At 57.9% G+C, this 19160-nt stretch carries 21 protein-coding genes and 1 tRNA gene; 10 read left to right on the top strand and 12 right to left on the bottom strand.

All coding sequences use genetic code 11. The features are described from left to right. Nucleotides 1–164: 164 nt before the first annotated feature. Nucleotides 165–350, bottom strand: coding sequence for a DUF6324 family protein (locus PJL69_RS05675; protein ID WP_271308776.1), 186 nt, complete (start codon nucleotides 348–350; stop codon nucleotides 165–167). A 141-nt stretch (nucleotides 351–491) separates the two neighbouring features. Between PJL69_RS05675 and PJL69_RS05670 the strand changes: the two genes are divergently transcribed. Both PJL69_RS05670 and PJL69_RS05665 read left to right on the top strand, forming a co-directional pair. Further along, nucleotides 492–983: a GNAT family N-acetyltransferase gene (locus PJL69_RS05670; RefSeq protein ID WP_271308775.1), complete on the top strand. Its 492-nt coding sequence runs from the start codon at nucleotides 492–494 to the stop codon at nucleotides 981–983. A gap of 45 nt (nucleotides 984–1028) precedes the next feature. Beyond that, nucleotides 1029–1105, top strand: a tRNA-His gene (locus tag PJL69_RS05665). Nucleotides 1106–1192: 87 nt separating this feature from the next. Here PJL69_RS05665 and PJL69_RS05660 read toward each other — a convergent pair. Then, entirely contained in the window at nucleotides 1193–1507 is a 315-nt protein-coding gene (locus tag PJL69_RS05660) for a DUF6476 family protein (protein ID WP_271308774.1), read from the bottom strand. Between PJL69_RS05660 and PJL69_RS05655 the strand changes: the two genes are divergently transcribed. The 3 genes from PJL69_RS05655 to PJL69_RS05645 all read left to right on the top strand — a co-directional run bounded on the left by PJL69_RS05655 (nucleotide 1506) and on the right by PJL69_RS05645 (nucleotide 4751). Continuing rightward, complete coding sequence (locus PJL69_RS05655; protein ID WP_271308773.1) at nucleotides 1506–2534, top strand: RluA family pseudouridine synthase; 1029 nt, start codon at nucleotides 1506–1508, stop codon at nucleotides 2532–2534. The genes PJL69_RS05660 and PJL69_RS05655 overlap by 2 nt on opposite strands. Before the next feature lie 191 nt (nucleotides 2535–2725). Next, on the top strand, nucleotides 2726–3622 hold the full coding sequence (gene rpoH, locus PJL69_RS05650) for an RNA polymerase sigma factor RpoH (protein WP_209096358.1): 897 nt from the start codon (nucleotides 2726–2728) through the stop codon (nucleotides 3620–3622). Between the two features lie 160 nt (nucleotides 3623–3782). Further along, nucleotides 3783–4751: a Gfo/Idh/MocA family protein gene (locus PJL69_RS05645; RefSeq protein ID WP_271308772.1), complete on the top strand. Its 969-nt coding sequence runs from the start codon at nucleotides 3783–3785 to the stop codon at nucleotides 4749–4751. Between the two features lie 92 nt (nucleotides 4752–4843). Here PJL69_RS05645 and PJL69_RS05640 read toward each other — a convergent pair whose 3' ends face one another. From PJL69_RS05640 to PJL69_RS05610, 6 genes are all read right to left on the bottom strand, one after another. Then, entirely contained in the window at nucleotides 4844–5470 is a 627-nt protein-coding gene (locus PJL69_RS05640; protein WP_271308988.1) for a DUF4167 domain-containing protein, read from the bottom strand. Nucleotides 5471–5688: 218 nt separating this feature from the next. Then, on the bottom strand, nucleotides 5689–6528 hold the full coding sequence (prmC, locus tag PJL69_RS05635; RefSeq protein WP_333781865.1) for a peptide chain release factor N(5)-glutamine methyltransferase: 840 nt from the start codon (nucleotides 6526–6528) through the stop codon (nucleotides 5689–5691). Continuing rightward, nucleotides 6525–7574, bottom strand: a complete 1050-nt coding sequence (gene prfA / locus PJL69_RS05630) for a peptide chain release factor 1 (protein ID WP_271308771.1) — start codon at nucleotides 7572–7574, stop codon at nucleotides 6525–6527. The genes prmC and prfA overlap by 4 nt, the downstream gene beginning before the upstream one ends. A gap of 300 nt (nucleotides 7575–7874) precedes the next feature. Beyond that, complete coding sequence (locus PJL69_RS05620) at nucleotides 7875–8279, bottom strand: DUF1499 domain-containing protein (protein ID WP_271308770.1); 405 nt, start codon at nucleotides 8277–8279, stop codon at nucleotides 7875–7877. 115 nt (nucleotides 8280–8394) lie between these two features. Next, nucleotides 8395–9360 (bottom strand): agmatinase, encoded by a 966-nt coding sequence (speB, locus tag PJL69_RS05615; protein ID WP_271308769.1) that lies wholly within the window; start codon nucleotides 9358–9360, stop codon nucleotides 8395–8397. Nucleotides 9361–9476: 116 nt separating this feature from the next. Further along, a complete protein-coding gene (locus PJL69_RS05610) occupies nucleotides 9477–10637 on the bottom strand; it encodes a M20 aminoacylase family protein (RefSeq protein WP_271308768.1) in 1161 nt (386 codons plus the stop codon). Nucleotides 10638–10700: 63 nt separating this feature from the next. Here PJL69_RS05610 and mazG point away from each other — a divergent pair, with 63 nt between their 5' ends. Both mazG and PJL69_RS05600 read left to right on the top strand, forming a co-directional pair. Continuing rightward, on the top strand, nucleotides 10701–11531 hold the full coding sequence (gene mazG, locus PJL69_RS05605) for a nucleoside triphosphate pyrophosphohydrolase (RefSeq protein WP_271308767.1): 831 nt from the start codon (nucleotides 10701–10703) through the stop codon (nucleotides 11529–11531). Between the two features lie 169 nt (nucleotides 11532–11700). Then, complete coding sequence (locus PJL69_RS05600) at nucleotides 11701–12714, top strand: Fe(3+) ABC transporter substrate-binding protein (protein WP_271308766.1); 1014 nt, start codon at nucleotides 11701–11703, stop codon at nucleotides 12712–12714. Between the two features lie 71 nt (nucleotides 12715–12785). Here PJL69_RS05600 and PJL69_RS05595 read toward each other — a convergent pair whose 3' ends face one another. Then, complete coding sequence (locus PJL69_RS05595) at nucleotides 12786–13973, bottom strand: dipeptidase (RefSeq protein ID WP_271308765.1); 1188 nt, start codon at nucleotides 13971–13973, stop codon at nucleotides 12786–12788. Between the two features lie 84 nt (nucleotides 13974–14057). After that, on the bottom strand, nucleotides 14058–14450 hold the full coding sequence (locus PJL69_RS05590) for a hypothetical protein (RefSeq protein ID WP_271308764.1): 393 nt from the start codon (nucleotides 14448–14450) through the stop codon (nucleotides 14058–14060). Between the two features lie 214 nt (nucleotides 14451–14664). Here PJL69_RS05590 and PJL69_RS05585 point away from each other — a divergent pair, with 214 nt between their 5' ends. Beyond that, nucleotides 14665–15150 (top strand): flavodoxin family protein, encoded by a 486-nt coding sequence (locus tag PJL69_RS05585; protein WP_271308763.1) that lies wholly within the window; start codon nucleotides 14665–14667, stop codon nucleotides 15148–15150. 21 nt (nucleotides 15151–15171) lie between these two features. Here PJL69_RS05585 and PJL69_RS05580 read toward each other — a convergent pair whose 3' ends face one another. Further along, complete coding sequence (locus PJL69_RS05580; protein ID WP_271308762.1) at nucleotides 15172–16191, bottom strand: isopenicillin N synthase family dioxygenase; 1020 nt, start codon at nucleotides 16189–16191, stop codon at nucleotides 15172–15174. A gap of 190 nt (nucleotides 16192–16381) precedes the next feature. On the opposite strand from PJL69_RS05580, the gene PJL69_RS05575 reads away from it, so the two are divergent. Then, nucleotides 16382–16849, top strand: a complete 468-nt coding sequence (locus PJL69_RS05575) for a hypothetical protein (RefSeq protein ID WP_271308761.1) — start codon at nucleotides 16382–16384, stop codon at nucleotides 16847–16849. 24 nt (nucleotides 16850–16873) lie between these two features. Next, the gene (locus PJL69_RS05570) at nucleotides 16874–17194 is read left to right on the top strand and encodes a hypothetical protein (RefSeq protein WP_271308760.1); all 321 of its coding nucleotides are present in this window, start codon (nucleotides 16874–16876) and stop codon (nucleotides 17192–17194) included. 136 nt (nucleotides 17195–17330) lie between these two features. Here the strand turns inward: PJL69_RS05570 and PJL69_RS05565 are convergent, their stop codons facing one another. Beyond that, the gene (locus PJL69_RS05565) at nucleotides 17331–19148 is read right to left on the bottom strand and encodes a M3 family oligoendopeptidase (protein WP_271308759.1); all 1818 of its coding nucleotides are present in this window, start codon (nucleotides 19146–19148) and stop codon (nucleotides 17331–17333) included. Nucleotides 19149–19160 lie beyond the last annotated feature (12 nt).

The following is a 19160-nucleotide window of genomic DNA, read 5'->3' as shown; positions in this document are numbered from 1 at the left end:
GGGGACCGCAATGGGTTTTATGAGTTTGAGATCAAAGCTTTTGAACTGAAAGGTCCGGGAGAAATCCTCAACTGAAGCTTCTGACGCAGCTCAGGCTTCTCATTCTTGAATTATCCCGGGGTGGCTCCCGCTTGTGTGGGCAGGGGCAGAGCCCCTAACCAGCGTTACCTCACCTGACGCGCAGTGGCCGCGGCGGCGCGGATCTCTTCGGCAATCTCTTCGGCCTCTTCCGGATCAAAATCCATCGGGATCTCTACACCCGCGGCTTCGATAAAGAGGCGCACAAAGCCCTGATCGGTGGGGCCAATTTGCATGTTGGCTTCGATGTCGCGTTCGGTGTTGATTCCCATGGGGATCTCCTTGGGCTCTCTCTTGCGGGTTCCATGTTGTGCCGATTGCGGTAGCCTGAACTTGCGCCAAAAGCAAGCTGTGCAGAGCATCTGGCTGGGGCAGCGCAGGGTGAAGCACAGTGTGGTGGTGTGGAGATGGGTATGCTGGACGATGGAATCACCTTTCGGAAATTTGTGGCGACGGATCTGGACTGGCTGGTGGAAAGCCATGCCGCGCTCTATGCGCGGGAGGCAGGGTTTGATGACAGCTTTGGGCCGCTGGTGGCGGATATCGCGCGCAGTTTTCTTGTCTATCATGAGGTGGCGACAGAATCAGGTTGGATCGCAGAGCACGAGGGGAATCGGCTTGGGAGCATTTTCTGTGTGCGGGCCGATCGTGTGGGATTCGCCAAATTGCGGCTGTTTCTGGTGCTGCCGGAGGCGCGCGGCTTTGGGCTGGGGCAGCGTTTGCTGGATCGGTGCATGGGGTTTGCACGGGGCGTTGGCTATGAGGGGATGATCCTTTGGACCCACAAAAGCCACGAGGCCGCCTGTGCATTATATGCCAAAAACGGTTGGCGCTGTGTCGATGAGCGAGATGTCCACAGCTTTGGTTGTGATCTTGTCGAACAAACCTGGGAAATCGTGTTTTAGGTGCTTGCATCCCCCGTGAGGTATCTGTAAACCGCCCCTCACAGTGCCGCCTTAGCTCAGTTGGTTAGAGCGCTGGATTGTGGATCCAGAGGTCCCCCGTTCAAACCGGGGAGGCGGTACCATAAAAAGCTCTTAGCCAGTTTGGCTGAGAGCTTTTTTGGTTTTTGGCGCTTGTTCTGCGAATAGTGGGGCGGGGTGGCGCTTTGGGCTTAGTTTTGTCCAAAGGCACCGGGTGTGAGCGCGATCTCCTGACGCAATGCGCCTGTAATGCGATCATGCACAAGAATGCGGTTGTCGCTGGTGACAATGGCCACCCAGCCATCCCCCATGGTGACCGCTTGCGCCTGAACACCCGCATCAAGGGACAGATTTTCCGGCAGGATCGGGCCATCATCACGGAAGCGCATGACAATCAGTGCAACCACCGTTACAAGCCCCACCATCATCACCACAGTCAGACCCGTGACCAGAAGGCGCAGAAAGCGCAGGTTGCTTGGTTCAATTGGTTCCGGAGACTCTTCCATGGCGGAAACCCTTGTAGAATTTGTGATCGCGGAAGACCCGCCCAAGCGTCTTGATAAGGCGCTTTCGCGGGATGTGCCAGTGGAAGCCAGCCTGAGCCGCACGCGGCTGGCCAAGCTGATTGCCGAGGGCGGTGTTGCGCTCAATGGCGTGGCGGTGTCCGACCCCAAGCACAAGGTGGCAGAGGGCGATGCTGTGGCAATCACCGTGCCTGTGGCTGAGGACAGCCACATTGGCCCCGAAGACATTCCGCTGGAGGTGATTTGGGAAGATGATGATCTGATCGTGATCAACAAACCTGCGGGCATGGTGGTGCATCCGGCGCCGGGCACACCCAATGGTACCTTGGTGAATGCGCTGCTGCATCATTGTGGCGACACACTTTCTGGCGTGGGTGGCATGAAACGGCCCGGTATTGTGCACCGCATCGACAAAGAGACCAGCGGCCTTTTGGTGGTGGCCAAAACAGATGCCGCGCATCAGGGGCTGGCGGCGCAGTTTGAGGCTCATACGGTGGAGCGGTACTATCGCGCCGTCTGTTACGGGGTGCCAGATGCCAATGACCCACGCCTGCGCGGTGTGCGCGGTGTGAATTTTGAATCTGGCAACATCATGAAGATCACCACCCATCTGGCGCGCCACAAAACCGATCGCCAGCGGCAGGCGGTGTTGTTTGAAGGTGGACGACATGCGGTGACGCGGGTGCGCATTGTAGAGCCTTTTGGCAACCCGGCCGTGGCCTGTCTGGTCGAATGCTGGCTGGAAACCGGCCGTACCCACCAGATTCGCGTACATATGGCGCATGCAGGTCATGGGCTGATTGGTGATCCGGTCTATGGCGGGCGGCGCAAGCTGGCTGAAAAGGCGATTGGTATGAAAGGCGCGGAAGCGGCGCGCAGTTTTGACCGTCAGGCGCTGCATGCGGCTGTTCTGGGCTTTGGGCATCCCGTTACAGGTGAAAACCTACGCTTTGAAGCGCCTTTGCCTACGGATATGGCGCAGCTGATCGCTGATCTTGGCGGCGCTTAAACGCCGCCTCTTGGGCAGCCATGCATCTGTAACAAAGCGCAAATGCGTGTGAAACACTGGTCTAAAGCTGGTGAACCTGCGTAGTAATTCTTACTCTGAAAGTCAGAAATTGACATCTGCCTATTGAAACACGCATTCGGCGACCTAAATCAATGTTAAGCAGATAAACATACGATTGGGAGGCAAGACTTATGGCAAATTATGCAAACCTGCCCGCACCGACACCAGAGGGCGGGCTGAACCGTTACCTACAGGAAATTCGCAAGTTCCCGCTCCTTGAGCCGGAAGAAGAATACATGCTGGCCAAACGCTGGGTGGAAGAGCAGGACGCAACTGCCGCCCATAAAATGGTGACCTCACACCTGCGTTTGGCGGCAAAAATCGCGATGGGCTATCGCGGCTATGGTCTGCCGCAGGCCGAAGTGATCTCTGAGGCCAATGTAGGCCTGATGCAGGCGGTCAAAAAGTTTGACCCGGAAAAGGGCTTCCGTCTGGCGACCTATGCCATGTGGTGGATCCGCGCGAGCATTCAGGAATATGTGCTGCGCAGCTGGTCCATGGTAAAGCTTGGCACCACCAGCGCGCAGAAGAAGCTGTTCTTCAACCTGCGCAAGGCCAAGGCCCGTATTGGTGCGCTGGAAGAGGGCGATATGCTGCCCGAAAACGTGGAGCGCATTGCGACCGACCTTGGCGTAACCGAGGAAGAAGTGATCTCGATGAACCGTCGTTTGTCGGGCGGGGACGCTTCGCTGAACGCGCAGGTCGGCTCCGAGGGCGAAGGCACCATGGAGTGGCAGGATTGGCTTGAGGATGAAACCGCCAATCAGGCTGCAGATTATGAAGCCAAAGACGAGCTTGAGGCGCGTCGTGAGCTACTGGTTGAGGCCATGGATGTGCTCAATGACCGCGAGAAGGACATTCTCACCCAGCGCCGTCTTGCAGAAAAAGCGGTGACCCTTGAGGACCTGAGCGGCCAGTATGACGTAAGCCGCGAGCGCATCCGCCAGATTGAAGTGCGCGCCTTTGAAAAGCTGCAAAAGCGCATGCGCGAGCTGGCCTCTAGCCGGGGCATGCTGGCGGCTCACTAATCAAAACGCCGCTAGGAACAAAAGCGTCGGTCCTTGTGGGGCCGGCGTTTTTTTGCGGCACCTCAGGGTCACCTGCCTGTGACCGCGCCACCTGTGTGAGATGGTTGTTTCTACGCCGTAGCAGTACTAGGCTCGCCCCATCTAGGGAGGGAGCGCTAACATGAACGAGAAAACCATTCGTTGGGGCATTTTGGGTGCTGCGAATTTTGCGCTGAAACATATGGGGCCTGCCATTCATGCGGCCAAAGGCGCAGAGCTTGTGGCTGTGGCGAGCAGCAGTGCGGAGAAGGTCGCCGCGTTTTCGGAGTTTGCACCGGGGCTGCACCATCACGCCAGCTATGGGGCGCTGCTAAATGACCCAGACATTGATGCGGTTTACATCCCGCTGCCCAATCATCTGCATGTGCCCTGGTCAATCAAAGCTGTAGAGGCGGGCAAGGCGGTGCTGTGTGAAAAGCCCGTCGGCATGGATGTCGCTGAGATCGACACATTGATTGCGGCGCGCGACAAAGCAGGCATTCTGGCGGCAGAAGCCTTTATGATTGTGCACCACCCACAGTGGCAGCGGGCCAAGGCCTTGCTGGAGGAGGGGGCGATCGGGGCGCTGCGCCATGTGAATGCGGTGTTTTCCTATTTCAACGACGATCCGGGGAATATTCGAAATCAGGCGGATATTGGCGGTGGCGGGCTGCGCGACATTGGCTGTTATGTGTTGGGGGGCGCGCGCTACGCCACAGGGCAGGAGCCGGTCTCGCTGGATCACACGCGGCTGGAAATGCACAACGGCGTCGATGTGTTCGCCGACATGAGCTTCACGTTTCCCGGCTTCACCTATCAAGGCTACACTGCGACTCGCATTGGTCCGCGTCAGGAGGTGCATTTTCATGGTGACGCCGGGGTGATCACCCTGACGTGCCCGTTCAATGCAGGTGTGTTTGATCAGGCAGAGCTTGTGCTGTCGCTGCCAGATCACAGCCGCCAGGTGGAGCGCTTTCCGGCAGTGAATCAATATGTCCTGCAGGTCGAAGCCTTTGGAAATGCGATGCGCACAGGGGATCCCTACGCGTGGCCACTGGAGCAGGCACGCGGCACGCAGGCGATGGTCGACCAGGTGCTCGCCACTGTATAACATATGGGCTTAAAGGTTTGTCAGGTAAAAGAAAAAAGCCCTCGGTGGAGCGTTTCCACCGAGGGCTTTTACATTCTGTCGCAGTAGCCTGCTTATTCAGCTGCGTCGTTGCTTTCCTCTGCTGGGGCAGGGGCTTTTTCAGCAGTGTCTGTTGGTGCCTCTTCCGCAGCCGGTGCCTTTTTGCGGGGCGCGCGTTTGCGCGGGGCTTTCTTTGGTGCAGGCTTAGGCGCTTCGGGCTGCGCCTCAGGTGTTTCCACCAGCGTGCTTTCCTCGGCCACATCCACGATCAGATCGGGTTGTTCGGCCTCAGATGGGTCAACCGTTGCCAGCGCATCCTCCGCTTGCGGCTGCGCTTTGCCTTCCGCCCCGTTTGCTTCGCGTTCTTGACGCTCCATGCGCTCGCGGCGTTCGCGATCACGCTCGGCCTGACGCTCGCGGTTCTGGCGTTCCTGCTCCTCGCGGCGCGCCTCTTGCTCGCGCTGCGCTTCGTTCAACATGCGCTGGTAATGCTCGGCGTGCTGCTGGAAGTTTTCCGTTGCAACGCGGTCATTGGCAAGCTGGCTGTCGCGCGCAAGCTGGTTGTATTTGTCGATCACCTGTTGAGGGGTGCCGCGCACTTTGCCTTCTGGGCCGGAACTGTCAAACACACGGTTGACGATATTGCCCGAGGGACGGTTGCGGTTCGATTTATTCCGCGAACGTGACTTCGAAGATCTCATTTTTTCAGCAATCCAGCCTTGGTCCATGGCAGTCGCTCATCCCGTTTCACGCCTCGTGCGCTCTGTCTTCCGGGGGCGACAATTTTTGGCTTGGTGTCCATTCGGGACTGCCCTGAAAATAGGGCATCCAGCAAAAGGACCTGTTCTTGATATGGCGCATTTTGCAATCGCACAAGAGGTTTTCTTTAGAGAATGCCTTCAATTGCAAAAATTTCTGTTTATTGGGGGCATTTCTGACCAATGACGACACGATCTCGGCCGTCCAAATCCGGCAGTACAGCAACTTTCTGCAGATCAGCCGCTTCAAACAGCGCCGCGACGTCCGGGCCTTGCTGCCAGCCGATTTCGACCATCAGCCACCCGTCTGGCGCAAGATGTTCTGGCGCGCCTGCGGTAATCGCGCGGTAGGCTGTGAGACCGTCTGTTTCGTCTGTCAATGCAATGCGCGGCTCATAGGACAGCTCTGGCGCAAGCGCGCTCATTTCAACTAAAGCGATATAAGGGGGGTTGGACACGATGAGGTCAAAGCGCGCGTCAATGGCAGCAAACCAGTTGCTTTCTGTCAGTGTCAGCCGGTCGGCCACGCCGATGGACTGTGCATTCTGGCGGGCAATCGCCAGCGCGTCGGCTGAAATGTCTGTCGCCGTTCCGCGCGCCTCTGGCCGCTCGGCGAGGAGCGAAATGGCGATCGCTCCGGTGCCCGTGCCCAAATCGAGCAGTGATTTGAAGGGCCGTTTGAGCGCCTCCAGCACCAGCGCTTCGGTTTCGGGGCGCGGATCTAGCGTGGCGGATGTAACCGCAAAGCTGTGATTGAAAAAGGCGCGCTGGCCCAGAATATGGGAAAGAGGCTCTCGCGACAGGCGGCGGGCCACAAGGCCAAGCAGGGCGGTTTGCTGGGCTGCTGTCGCTTCGCTGCGGGCCTCCAGCGTGAGGCGGTCAGCGGGAAGGTCGACAGCTTTGGCAACCAGAAGGCGCGCATCACGGGCTGCGCTGTCAATTGCACCTGCTGTCAACGAAGTCTGCGCCTGTTTGAGCAGGTCCGTGATGGTCAGGCTCACCCTTCCATCTCCGCCAGGGCTGTGGCCTGCGCATCTGCCCGCAGCGCGTCGATGGTTTCATCCAGATCGCCGGCCATCACCTGCTCCAGTTTATAGAGCGTCAGGTTGATGCGGTGATCGGTCATCCGACCCTGAGGGAAATTGTAGGTGCGAATGCGCTCTGATCGATCACCCGATCCCACTTGCCCAGCGCGGTCGGCTGCGCGTTCATCGGCGATGCGTTGGCGTTCCAGATCAAACAGGCGGGTTTTCAAAACCTGCATGGCGATCTCGCGGTTTCGGTGCTGAGATTTCTCAGAGCTGGTCACGATGATGCCGGTGGGCAGGTGGGTGATACGCACCGCGGAGTCGGTGGTGTTCACGTGCTGACCACCAGAACCAGACGCGCGCATGGTGTCGATACGGATGTCATTGGCGTCAATCTGGATGTCCACGTCTTCGGCCTCTGGCAGCACCGCCACGGTCGCCGCAGAGGTGTGGATGCGCCCGCCGCTTTCGGTGGTCGGCACACGCTGCACCCGGTGTACGCCAGACTCAAACTTCATCCGGGCAAAGACATTTTCGCCTTTGATATGCGCCACAACCTCTTTGATGCCGCCCAGTTCGGTGGCGTTTTCCTCTAGGATTTCGAGCTTCCAACCGCGTGCCTCGGCATAGCGCTGATACATGCGCAGCAAATCGCCTGCAAAAAGCGCGGCCTCATCCCCACCGGTGCCGGGACGGATTTCAAGAATCGCGGGGCGCGCATCTGCCGCATCTTTGGGCAGCAGCGCCAGTTGCAGCGCGTGCTCCGCCTCTGGAACAGCGGCGCGCAGCTCTGGCAGCTCTTCTTCGGCCAGCGCTTTCATATCCGGGTCGCTGAGCATTTCCTCAGCGTCTTCGATGTCGGCCAGCAGGCGCTGATACGCCGTGATCTGTTCGACCACCGGCTTCAGCTCGGCATATTCCTTGGCCAGCGCGGCAATATCGCCGCCGCCCTCGGCCATCTGCGCTTCAAGAAACTCAAAACGCTGGGTGATCTGATGTAGTCGCTCTATCGGAACCATGACGCTAAGTGGGACAATCTCGGGGTTTGGTCAAGGGCCGCCTTTTGGTGTAGGCTGGCCACTATGAAACCTGTGTTTGCTTTGATGATGGTTTGTTTGATCCCGCTGCCTGTGATGGCGGATGGGATGATCAACGGCGTGCCGGTAGATTGCTACTGTACGGACAAGCAGGGCCAGCGCATTGAAATCGGCGAAACCATCTGTTTGCAGGTGGATGGGCGGATGTTCATGGCGCAATGTCAGATGTCGCTGAATGTGCCAATGTGGCGGGAGGTGTCGCCCGGTTGCCTCAGCTCACGCCTAGCGCCCCTCCAGAGCCCGCATCCAAGCCTCGACCCGCTTGGCGTTGACGCCGAAGTCTTTTTTGCCAAATCGTGAACGGGCATTGATTTTCAACGTGTCGCCGTTCTGCTGAACGGTGGTGTAGTCTGGATAGGATAGAAGTTTGGAACGGGTGACATAGGTGATCATCTCATCCTCCAACGATCCAGCAAGCACTGTGGTGCGTGGCGTGCGCCGCGCGATCTCATGCAGTCGGGTGAGACCATCTGGCCCGGTTTGCACAATCCGGCGCGCGCTGTTCTCCCCATCACTGTTTTGATCAAAAGAGGCCGCAACATGCCATTTGGCTGGATCACTTGGGGCCACGCGCACATAGACCGCCAGAAGGGCGAGCACCGCCAGGATCACCAAGAAAAACATCATACCGCGCATCCCCATCAAAGGCATTTTCCTATTGTCGGCAGTGGCTTCGCCTGCATTTATCAGACTACGGGCGCACCGACATCATGGATCACGATTGAACGGGGCCACGCTGGCGTCAAGTCTTCCGCCGCGTCCATCCCCAGAGACAGATCAACTCCAGCGCCACATGCGCGCCTGCCACGGCGGTGGCGCCGGTGGTGTCAAATGGGGGAGAAACCTCCACCACATCACCGCCCACCATATTGATGCCAGCAATGTCGCGCAGGATGATGCTGGCCTGACCGCTAGACAGCCCGCCCCAAACCGGTGTGCCGGTGCCGGGCGCGAATGCCGGATCGAGCCCGTCAATGTCAAAGGTGAGATAGGTGGGGTGGTCCCCCAGAATGCTTTTGATCTTTTCTGCCACGGCCACAGGGCCATTCACATGCACTTCGCGCGCATCAATGATGTTAAAACCAAGCGTGTCGGGGTTTTCTGTGCGGATCCCCACCTGAACCGAGCGCGATGGATCCACCAATCCATCTTTCACCGCCTTATAAAGCATGGTGCCATGGTCGATGCGGTTGGGTTCATCATCGGCCCAGGTGTCTGTGTGTGCGTCAAATTGCAGAAGGCTCATAGGGCCGAATTTCTCTGCATAGGCTTTCAGGATTGGGTAGGTGATGTAGTGATCGCCGCCCAGAGCGATGCTGGCTGTGTCTGTTTCCAGAATACCGCGAATATGGGCGGTCAGCGCATCGGGGAACTCCATCACCCGCGCATAGTCAAAGGCCAGATCGCCGTAGTCCACAATGCTCAGTTCGGTCATCGGGTCATAACCCCAGCCATAAGGCGGATCAAAAGCCTGAATGGCGCTGGCTTCGCGGATCGCACGCGGGCCAAGGCGCGTGCCCGGGCGGTTGGTGACAGCCATGTCAAAGGGCACGCCGGTCACAGCGATGTCCACTCCGTTCAGGTCTTTGGAATAGCGTCGGCGCAGAAACGAGGTGGCCCCGCCAAAGGTGTTTTCAAAGCTCAAACCGTGCGGTGCTTTGCGCGTGAAGGCGTTATCAACCTGTGTTTTGGCATCTTCAAGCGCCATGGAGAGTCCTCGCTGTCAAAATTTGATCAAATTTTGTCCGGGACGCCAAAAAGGTCAAGCCCTCCTGCACAGAGGAGGGCTTGTTTGGAAATTCCTGTACCTATCTGCTTATGTGTTCAGCGGGGCAGGGCGGTCTCAATGAGCTTGGCGAAAAACGATGCGCCAATCGGGCTGATCTCGTCGTTGAAATCAAAGGCGGGGTGGTGCAGCCCGGCGCCGTCTCCCGCCCCAAGGAAGAGATAGGCCCCGGGGCGTGCTTCCAGCATGTAAGAGAAATCTTCCGCGCCCATTTCCATCCACTGATTGGCGTCCACATTGGCCTCCCCAGCGATCTCGCGGGCCACATCGGCGGCAAAATGGGTCTGTTTTGGGTGGTTCACCGTGGCAGGGTAGTCCACATCCAGCTCCAGCGTGGCCTCCAGCCCATAAGCGGCGGCGGTGCCTTTGGAAATCTCCTCAAGGCGGCGGTGAATCATTGCCTGCACATCTTTGTCAAAGGTGCGGATGGTGCCGTTGATAAAGCCGCCATCAGGGATCACATTGTTGGCGCTGCCCGCATGGATCTGCGTCACCGACACCACCGCCTGCTGGCGGGTGTCATGGTTGCGGCTCACGATGGTCTGAATCGCATTGACCATGGCGACAGCCGCCACCACTGGGTCAACCGTGTCCTGCGGGTAGGCCCCATGGCCGCCTTTGCCCTGAATGTGGATGGTGAATGTATCCACCGCCGCCATAATCGGCCCCGGCGTGGTGTGGAAACTGCCGAGCGGCTGGCCCGGCACATTGTGCAGCGCATAGACCTCTTTGACATCAAAGCGCTCCATCATGCCTTCCTGCACCATGATATTGCCACCGCCGCCTTCTTCTTCGGCGGGTTGGAAGATCAGCGCCACACGGCCAGAGAAATTGCGCGTTTCGGCCAGATATTTCGCTGCGCCCAGCAGCATGGTTGTGTGCCCGTCATGACCACAGGCGTGCATTTTGCCTGCGACCGTGCTGGCGTAGTCCGCGCCAGTGATTTCATCCATCGGCAGCGCGTCCATATCGGCGCGCAGGCCAATGGTTTCGCCCTCGCCCTGACCGTTGATGATCGCGACCACCCCGGTTTTGGCAATGCCTTCGTGAATTTCATCGACGCCAAATTCTTTCAGGCGCTCTACCACAAAGGCTGCGGTTTCCACACAGTCAAACTCCAACTCGGGGTGGGCGTGCAGGTGCCGCCGCCATGTTTTCATCTCTTCCGCGTAATCAGCGATACGATTTACGATTGGCATGTCTGGACTCCCCTGACGCAATTGGCTCAGATGCCTCCAAACCAAAGACTGGAGCATAGCGCAATGGCCGAAGACCCCCTTATTCTGGACCCGAATGGCGGGATGCCGCGCCTTCTTGAGATTATGCGCCGTCTGCGGGACCCTGAAAACGGCTGTCCCTGGGACATTGAACAGGATTTCGCAACCATCGCTCCCTACACCATTGAAGAGGCATATGAGGTGGCCGATGCGATTGAGCGTGAGGCCTGGGATGAGCTGAAAGGCGAGTTGGGGGATCTGCTGTTTCAGTCGGTGTTTCATGCACAAATGGCGAGTGAGAAAGGGCTGTTCACCTTCGATCAGGTGGCCGACACCATGTCTGACAAGATGGTGGCGCGCCATCCGCACGTGTTTGGTGATGAAAACCGCGACAAATCCGCCGAGCAGCAGACCCGCGATTGGGAGACGGTGAAAGCCGCCGAACGGGCCAGCAAGGCGCAGCAAGGCACATTAGATGGCGTGGCACTTGGCTTGCCCGCGCTTTTGCGGGCGGTGAAGCTGCAGAAACGGGCGGCGCGGGTCGGGTTTGATTGGCCAGATATCACGCATGTGGTGGACAAGATCGTCGAGGAGGCCGGCGAACTGGCAGAGGCTCGGGCCTCTCTGCCACAAGAAGAGATCGAAGAAGAATTTGGCGATCTGCTGTTTGTGATGGCCAATCTGGCGCGCCATTTGAACATAGAACCAGAAGCGGCGCTGCGCGCGGCGAATGCCAAATTTGTGCGGCGTTTTGATGCTGTTGAGGCCAAACTTGCCGAGCGGAATAAGCGCCCCGAAGACAGTGATCTGGCTGAGATGGATGCGCTGTGGGATGTGGTGAAAGCGGAAGAAAAAGCTGCAAAAACGAGGGGATAACAGGGAGGCGATACAGGCGTTTCTGTGGGCGGGGAAAGCGGTGTTTGTGCATGCGAGACGGAGCCGTTCACCTAAAATTCAAACCTGAATAAATTGTTCAGGTATTGACCCGCCCTCAAAAGTTAAATTTAACGCAGTGCATCGAAACCATGACACCGTGAGGGATGACATGACCAAAGCGCTTTCCACCTCTATTTTTGCTCTCGCTGCCGCTGCTGTCGCAGCCCCGGTCCTTGCCGAAGAAGTGAATGTATATTCCTATCGTCAGCCGGAGCTTATCAAACCGCTGACCGATGCCTTCACCGAAGAAACCGGGATCAAGGTCAATGTTGCCTATCTGAACAAAGGCATGGTCGAGCGCCTGCAGGCCGAAGGCGATCGCTCTCCTGCTGATCTGGTTTTGACCGTGGATATTTCCCGCTTGAACGCCGTGGTCGAGGCGGGTGTGACCCAGCCAGTGGTCAGCGATGTCATCAGTGCCAACATTCCAGAGGCTTACCGCGATCCAGCGGGCCATTGGTTTGGCCTGACCACCCGTGCGCGCATTGTTTATGCCTCCAAAGATCGCGTGGCAGAGGGCGAAGTCACCACCTACGAAGATCTGGCTGATCCGAAGTGGGAAGGTCGCATCTGCACCCGTTCTGGAACCCATGCCTATAATGTTGCGCTGACCTCTGCTGTGATCGAACATCACGGTGAGGCGGAAGCCAAAACCTGGCTGGAAGGCGTGAAAAACAACCTCGCACGCAAGCCACAGGGCAACGACCGCGCACAGGTGAAAGCGATCTGGGCCGGGGAATGTGACATTGCCGTGGGCAACACCTACTACATGGGCAAGATGCTCAAAGACAAAGAGCAGCAAGCCTGGGCCGACAGTGTGAACATCGTGTTCCCGACCTTTGAGGATGGCGGCACCCACGTGAACATCTCTGGCATCGCGCTCACCAAAGCGGCGCCCAACAAAGAAAACGCCATCAAGATGATGGAGTTCCTGACCGGTTCCAAAGCGCAGGAAGTCTATGCCTCCGCCAACTTTGAGTACCCAATTGCACCGGGCATGGAAGCCGACCCGCTGGTTCAGAGCTGGGGCGCATTCACGCCAGATGACGTGAACCTGATGACCCTTGCGGGCCACCGTGGTGAAGCGTTGAAGCTGGTCGAAGAAGTCGATTTTGACGGCTAAGTGTCAAGCGATACATGAATATGGAAAGCGGCCTTTTGGGGCCGTTTTTTCTTGTTTTAGGGCAGCCTGTGTTATCCCAACCGCGCCTTCAGGACGCGCAGCATGTTTTCCCCCATAACCTTGCGGATTTGCCGCTCTGTGAGCCCGGCCTCTATCAGCGCATGGGTCAGCGCGGCCAGCTCTGATGTGTCAAAAGCGGTTGCGACGGAGCCGTCATAGTCTGACCCTAGGGACACATGATTTTCCCCCAGAAGATCAACGGCGGCTTTTACGGTTTTGGCCACGCCCGCTGGGCTGTCATCGCAGGTCACATCTGACCAATAGCCAATACCCACCACGCCACCGCCTTCGCTTGCACCGTTGGCCACAATCGCCTGCATCAACGCATCTGGATAGTTTCGTTTCACCGGACAATTGCCGTAAATGCCAGTGTGGCTGACGATCAGAGGAATGTCGGTCAACGCGATGACCTCTTCCGCCACTTTGGGACTTGAGTGCGCCAAGTCCAAAACCAGATTGCGTTCCGTGATGGCACTGACCACCTCGCGGCCAAAATCGGTCAGCCCTTTGTTGCCAATCCCATGCAGCGAGCCGCCAAGCGCGTTGTCAAAGAAATGCTGCAGGCCGATCACGCGGTAGCCTTCATCTTGCAGTCTTTGCAGGTTGGCGATGTTGCCCTCCAGAGGGTGCGCCCCTTCGATGCCGAGCATCCCGCCAACCACGGTTTGACCCGACGCGCGGTCTGCCAGAAGCGCGTCGATGTCGGCGCTGCTGCGCAGGATGCGCAACTGTCCACCGGACTCTGCTTCGGCCTTATGCAGCCGCTCGGCCTGATACACCGCGCGCTCAAAGATCGAATCCCACGTGCGCGCAGGCCACAGTTGCCCAACAGCCAGCAGGGTGATGTTGTCACGCGCATCAGCGGAATTGGCTTCATAATTCTGCCCGGCTGGCGATTTGGTGACGGCGGTGAACACCTGAAGTGCCACATTACCCTCGATCAGGCGGGGCAGGTCTACGTGGCCACGCTCTGCCCGGTCCAGCACATCGCGTTTCCACAGCAATGTGTCCGCATGCCAATCGCCAATGATCAGCCCATCGTGCAGGTTGCGCGCCGCCTCGCTGACCGGAAAGCCGCCGTCGCTGGTGATGGCATTGCGCGACTTCTCTACATGACCAGGGGCAAAAATCAAAAATGCAGCGACCGCAGAGACCAACAGCAGCAACAGCCGGCCCAGCCATTTTCCGAAAGTGCGCATATGACCTCCCTCGCGTCTTACGTTTCTGTGCAGCCTAGAAGCGGCGCCCGCATTCACAAAGGGTGACGTAAGGAGAAGTCGGCTTTATCCGCCCATCCGAACACAATTGATCGCACCGCCATCGGGGCTGATCACCATACGCGTTTCTGAGGGGAAGGTCACCGGTGCCGCACCGTCCGCGCCCTGCAGCAGGCTGTTGCGCAAGCGCGTGGCGTGCTCTGATTGGCGCGCGTCTGCACCGTCGACGGTAAAGGCGTTCAGGGTCGCGCGGACTGGCGTGTCTGCCAGCTGGCCGTTTTCAAAGCGATAGTCGGATTGATAGCGTGCCTGTGCAAACACCTCTTGGTCCAGCCCCAAAAACGTCAGGTTGACCAAGGCGTTCAAACGTCCATCGGTATCGAATGTGACATTGGAAATGGCCGAATTGTCAACGGACTCTCGTGCGCAGGTCCATGTACCGATCACGGATTGGGCCATGCTTCCTGTCGCGGTGGCACAAATCAGAGCGCAGGTGCAGAAAAGGACTTTCATAGTTTGGCATACTCCCGTGATACTATGCGAAGGCACTTGAAGCCGTGTGTGGCTACAGCCAAGGGTAGTACAGCTTGTGTTGCGCTTCAACGCAGCATTGGAGTGCTGGCGGCCGCTCAAAGCAGCGGTGCCAGACAATGTGTCAGGGGAAAGAAGCGGTATGGCCGAATTGCTGATCATTTATCATTCCCGAACGGGGGGCAGTCGCCAGATGGCAGAGGCGGCATTTGCCGCGGCTCAGGCCGAAGGCGCGACGCGTTTGGTGGCTGCGGAGGTCGCGGATGTTGATGATTTGCGACAGGCTGCTGGCTATCTCTTTTGCGGACCTGAAAACCTCGCCACATTGTCTGGCGCGATGAAGGAGTTTTTTGACCGCTGCTATTACCATGCGTTGGGACAGTTGGAAGGGCGCCCTTATGCGCAGATGATCTGTGCAGGATCTGATGGGGAAGGGGCAGCGCGGCAACTTGCGCGCATCGCCACAGGCTGGCGCCTGAAAGAGGTGCAGCCCCCGTTGATCATTTGCACACATGCGCAAACGCCGGAGGCGATACTCGCGCCGAAGGTGCTCACGGCAGAGCAGCTGGAGCCGTGTACTGAGCTGGGCGCGGCCTTGGCGGCAGGTTTGGCGATGGGGATGTTCTGAGATGGGCGCGGCCCGTCACGGCTACATTCCGTAGGATTCCCGCATCAAGGTGCCAATGTAGTCTGCGGCGCTGATCGGTTCATAGCGCGCGGGGCGTTCTGGTGACTGGCAGTTTTCCAGCACACCCAATTCCCAAAGTGGGTTGGTGCTCGCAAAGAACGGCAGCGAGTACCGTTCCAGCCCGGTGCGGTTGACCACGCGGTGGAAAGTGGAGCGATACAGATCGTTGGTCCAGCGTTGCAGAAGATCACCCACATTGACCACAAAGGCTTCCGGCATGGGCGGCACGGCGATCCAGTCATCAGCGGCATTTTGAACTTCCAGCGCTGGAACATTCCCGGTGGCAACCACCGTGAAGGCGTCATAGTCCGAATGCGCGCCAATCCCCATGATCTTCTCCGGGTCATGCTGGGGCGTTTGTGGCGGATAATGCGCCAGTCGCAGCTCGGCGATGGGTTTGGTGATATGCGGATCGAAAAAGGTTTCCGGCAACTCCAGAGACAGGGCGAAACCGCGAAACAGCACGGCGCTCAGGGCCACCATCTCGCGGTGATAGGCCATCACTGGATCGCGAAAATTCTCCAGATCGGGCCATTGATTTGGGCCGCATCCATATGTGCCTGCCAGCGTGTCCGGATCTTCCGGGCCCAGATCCAGTGCCAGATCAAAATGTTCATGCAGGTCCCCGTCGTTATCCGGGTCCGTGTTTTCTTCCAGCAAGCCGCCATAGCCACGCAGCAGGGGCGAGTTCTGCACAGACACTTTGCGCTTTTCTGCCTCGGGCTGGGCAAAAAAACGTTTCGCGGCTGCAAAAGCCTCTGCCTGCGCGGTCATGTCCACCTGATGATCGGTCACTTGAAAGAAACCAACCTGCATACAGGCAGCGCGGATGGACTCCGCAACCTCCTGTTTGGCCGCCAAATTGTCCCCAAACAGTGCCGCGATGCTGATCACCGGGATCTCGGTAAAAGGCGCAGTGCTGCCTTGCCCTGCCAGCAGTCGGGATGCGTTGCGGGATTTGATATCAAGTTGCTCTGCCATCGTGATTTTACCGTGCCCTCTACTGTGCCCTTTCAGGTTGTGGGCACCTTACTGTCTGTCTTTGCAAGCGCAATAGGACAACGGCCCGCGCGCTGGTGTTGCTGCGCTTGGGCGTTGCGCGGGCGCTGCGGCAAAATTTGGTGAAACATGGTCATTGGTGTAGAGTAGCCTTTATTTGTTTGAGGGATTTTTGAGTATGGTAAAAACGGCACTCCCTAAAAAGGCATTGATGTTGTGTGTCGCGCTGCTGATTGGCGCCTGTACCAACTATGCGAGTTACTCGCTTCAGGCCTATTCCTATGCAACTGAGGCGAAGGCCAAAACGCTCAAGCTGGTCAGCAAGGCCAACGGCAGCTACAGCGCCAACCGTGCCGCAGCAGAGGCTTTGTTGCTGGATATGGACGTGGCTTATGAGTTCGCCGCGGGCATTGAGAACAACGAAGAAGCCGCTGAAATTTGGGATAAATTGCGTGATCCTGATGGCAATCTGGTGGGCGGTTTTCTGAGCGCATGGCGCACTGAGTTCCCCGGCGGTGTCAGTGCAAACAGCGTCTTCATTGAGGAGTTCAAGAAGAACATCACCTTCAGTTTTGACCGGCTGATCTGTCTGGAAGCCAACAAAGGTCAGGCCACCTCCTGCGCGGATGTGGCGGGATAACAAAGGCTGTTTAGGAGAGAGACTATGGACACAGACGCCGTATTAAACGCCATCGAAGAGGGTTTGACCGAGCTTATCAAAAACGCCGCCAAGACATTTTCCAACGAGGCGGAGCGCGATCTCAAAGCTTTTGTCAAAGAGTCTGAGGAAGACATCCGCCGCTATGCGAAGCTTTTTGCAGAGGGGAAGCTGTCTCAGTTTGAGCTGAAGTTCCTGATGAAGATGAAAACCGACAATGCCGAGCTTCTGGCCATATCGGCGAAGGGCATCGCGCGGGCGCGTATCAAACATCTGATGAACAGCATGAAAGACCTGATCGTCAGCACGATACTGGCGGCGGTCTGAAGTAAAAAACCGGAGCAGGGGCTCCGGTTTTTCAGCGCGCTTTAGGGCTACGCCTCAGTCAGTACTGGTGCTCCGCCCGTTCGCAACACATGCGCTCCACTGGAGCGAATGCCGGGGCAAAGCCCCGGTAAGTTGCTCACTCCATCGCTTCCAGCTCGTCGATCATGTCGGAAATCATCGACAGGCCTTTGTCCCAGAACTTGGGATCAGAGGCATCAAGACCGAACGGCGCCAGCAGCTCTTTGTGGTGTTTGGAGCCACCCGCTTTGAGCATGTCGAAATATTTGTCTTCAAAGCCGGCGTCCCCTTCCGCGTAAACCGCATAGAGCGCGTTTACGAGGCCGTCACCAAAGGCGTAGGCGTAGACATAGAAGGGCGAATGCACGAAGTGCGGGATATAGGCCCAGAAGGTTTCATAACCTTCCATGAAATCAAAGGCTTCGCCAAGGCTTTCCGCCTGAACGGACATCCAGATCGCGTTGATGTCCTCCGGGGTCAGCTCGCTTTCACGGCGTGCGGCGTGCAGTTTGCATTCAAAGTCATAGAAGGCAATCTGGCGCACAACCGTGTTGATCATGTCCTCAACCTTGCCCGCCAGCAGGATCTTGCGCTGCTCTTGGGTTTCGGCCTTATCAAGCATCGCGCGGAAGGTCAGCATTTCGCCAAAGACAGAAGCGGTTTCTGCCAGTGTCAGCGGGGTGGAGGAGAGCATCTCGCCCTGTTCCGCCGCCAGCACTTGGTGCACGCCATGGCCCAGCTCATGCGCCAGCGTCATCACATCGCGCGGTTTGCCCAGATAGTTCAGCATCACATAGGGGTGGACACTGGTCACGGTGGGGTGTGCAAACGCACCCGGCGCTTTGCCCGGCTTCACGCCCGCATCAATCCAGCCTTTGGTGAAAAACGGCTCTGCCAGCTCACCCATGCGCGGATCAAAGGCGTTGTAGGCATCCATCACGGTTTTCTGCGCGGTGGCCCAATCCACGGTGGAGGGATCTTCCATTGGCAGTGGCGCGTTGCGGTCCCAGACCTGCATGCGGTCCAGACCCAGCCATTTGCGCTTCAGCTCATAATAGCGATGGGACAGTTTGGGGTAGGCCGCCACAACCGCGTCGCGCAGCGCCTCAACCACCTCGGGCTCCACATCATTGGACAGGTGGCGGCCTGCCTGCGCGGTTGGCATATTGCGCCAGCGGTCGAGTACTTCTTTCTCTTTCGCGGCGGTGTTGTGCACGCGGGAGAAGATTTTGATGTTGTCGTTGAAGACGCGCGCCAGCTCATGCGCTGCGGCTTCCCGCTTTTCGCGGTCCGGATCGGTCAAGAAGTTCAGCGTGCCTTCAATGTTGTACTCTTCGCCAAGCACGTCAAAGGTCAGCCCGGCGATGGTTTCATCAAACAGCCGCTCCCAAGCGTCGCCCACAACACCTAGATCATGCAGGAATTTTTCCAGCTCATCAGACAGCTGGTGCGGCTTCATTGCGCGAATGCGGCGGAAGACCGGCTCATAACGCGCCAGTTCTGCATTTTCTGCAAAGGCTGCGGCCAGTGTGTCATCTTCTATACGGTTGAGTTCCAGTGTGAAGAACACCAGCGGGGTGGAGAAATTGGTCAGCTTCTCCTGCATGTTGGCCATAAACTGCGCACGCTCTGCGTCAGTGGTCAGCTGGTAATAGCGCAGACCAGCATATGACATGATGCGCCCGGAGATCTGAGAAATCTTCTCGTTGCGCTGCACGCAGGTCAGCAGATCTGCGGCAGAGAGATCGGCAAGCTTGCCTTCATAATCCGCAGCAAAGGCCGCGCATTCGCCTTCCAGCCACTCCAGATCCGCCACCAGCTCCGGCGCGTCGTCCCCCGCATAAAGATCGCTCAGATCCCATTCGGGCAGATCGCCGAACTCTTGCGTGCCAGAGGAGGCATTGGCATCACGGACGGGAAACGGAAGGTTCAGCATGAAAGCACCCTG

The organism is Shimia sp. MMG029 (genome assembly GCF_027947445.1).
Classification (GTDB): Bacteria; Pseudomonadota; Alphaproteobacteria; order Rhodobacterales; family Rhodobacteraceae; genus Shimia.
This window is presented reverse-complemented; position numbering and strand designations above follow the sequence as displayed.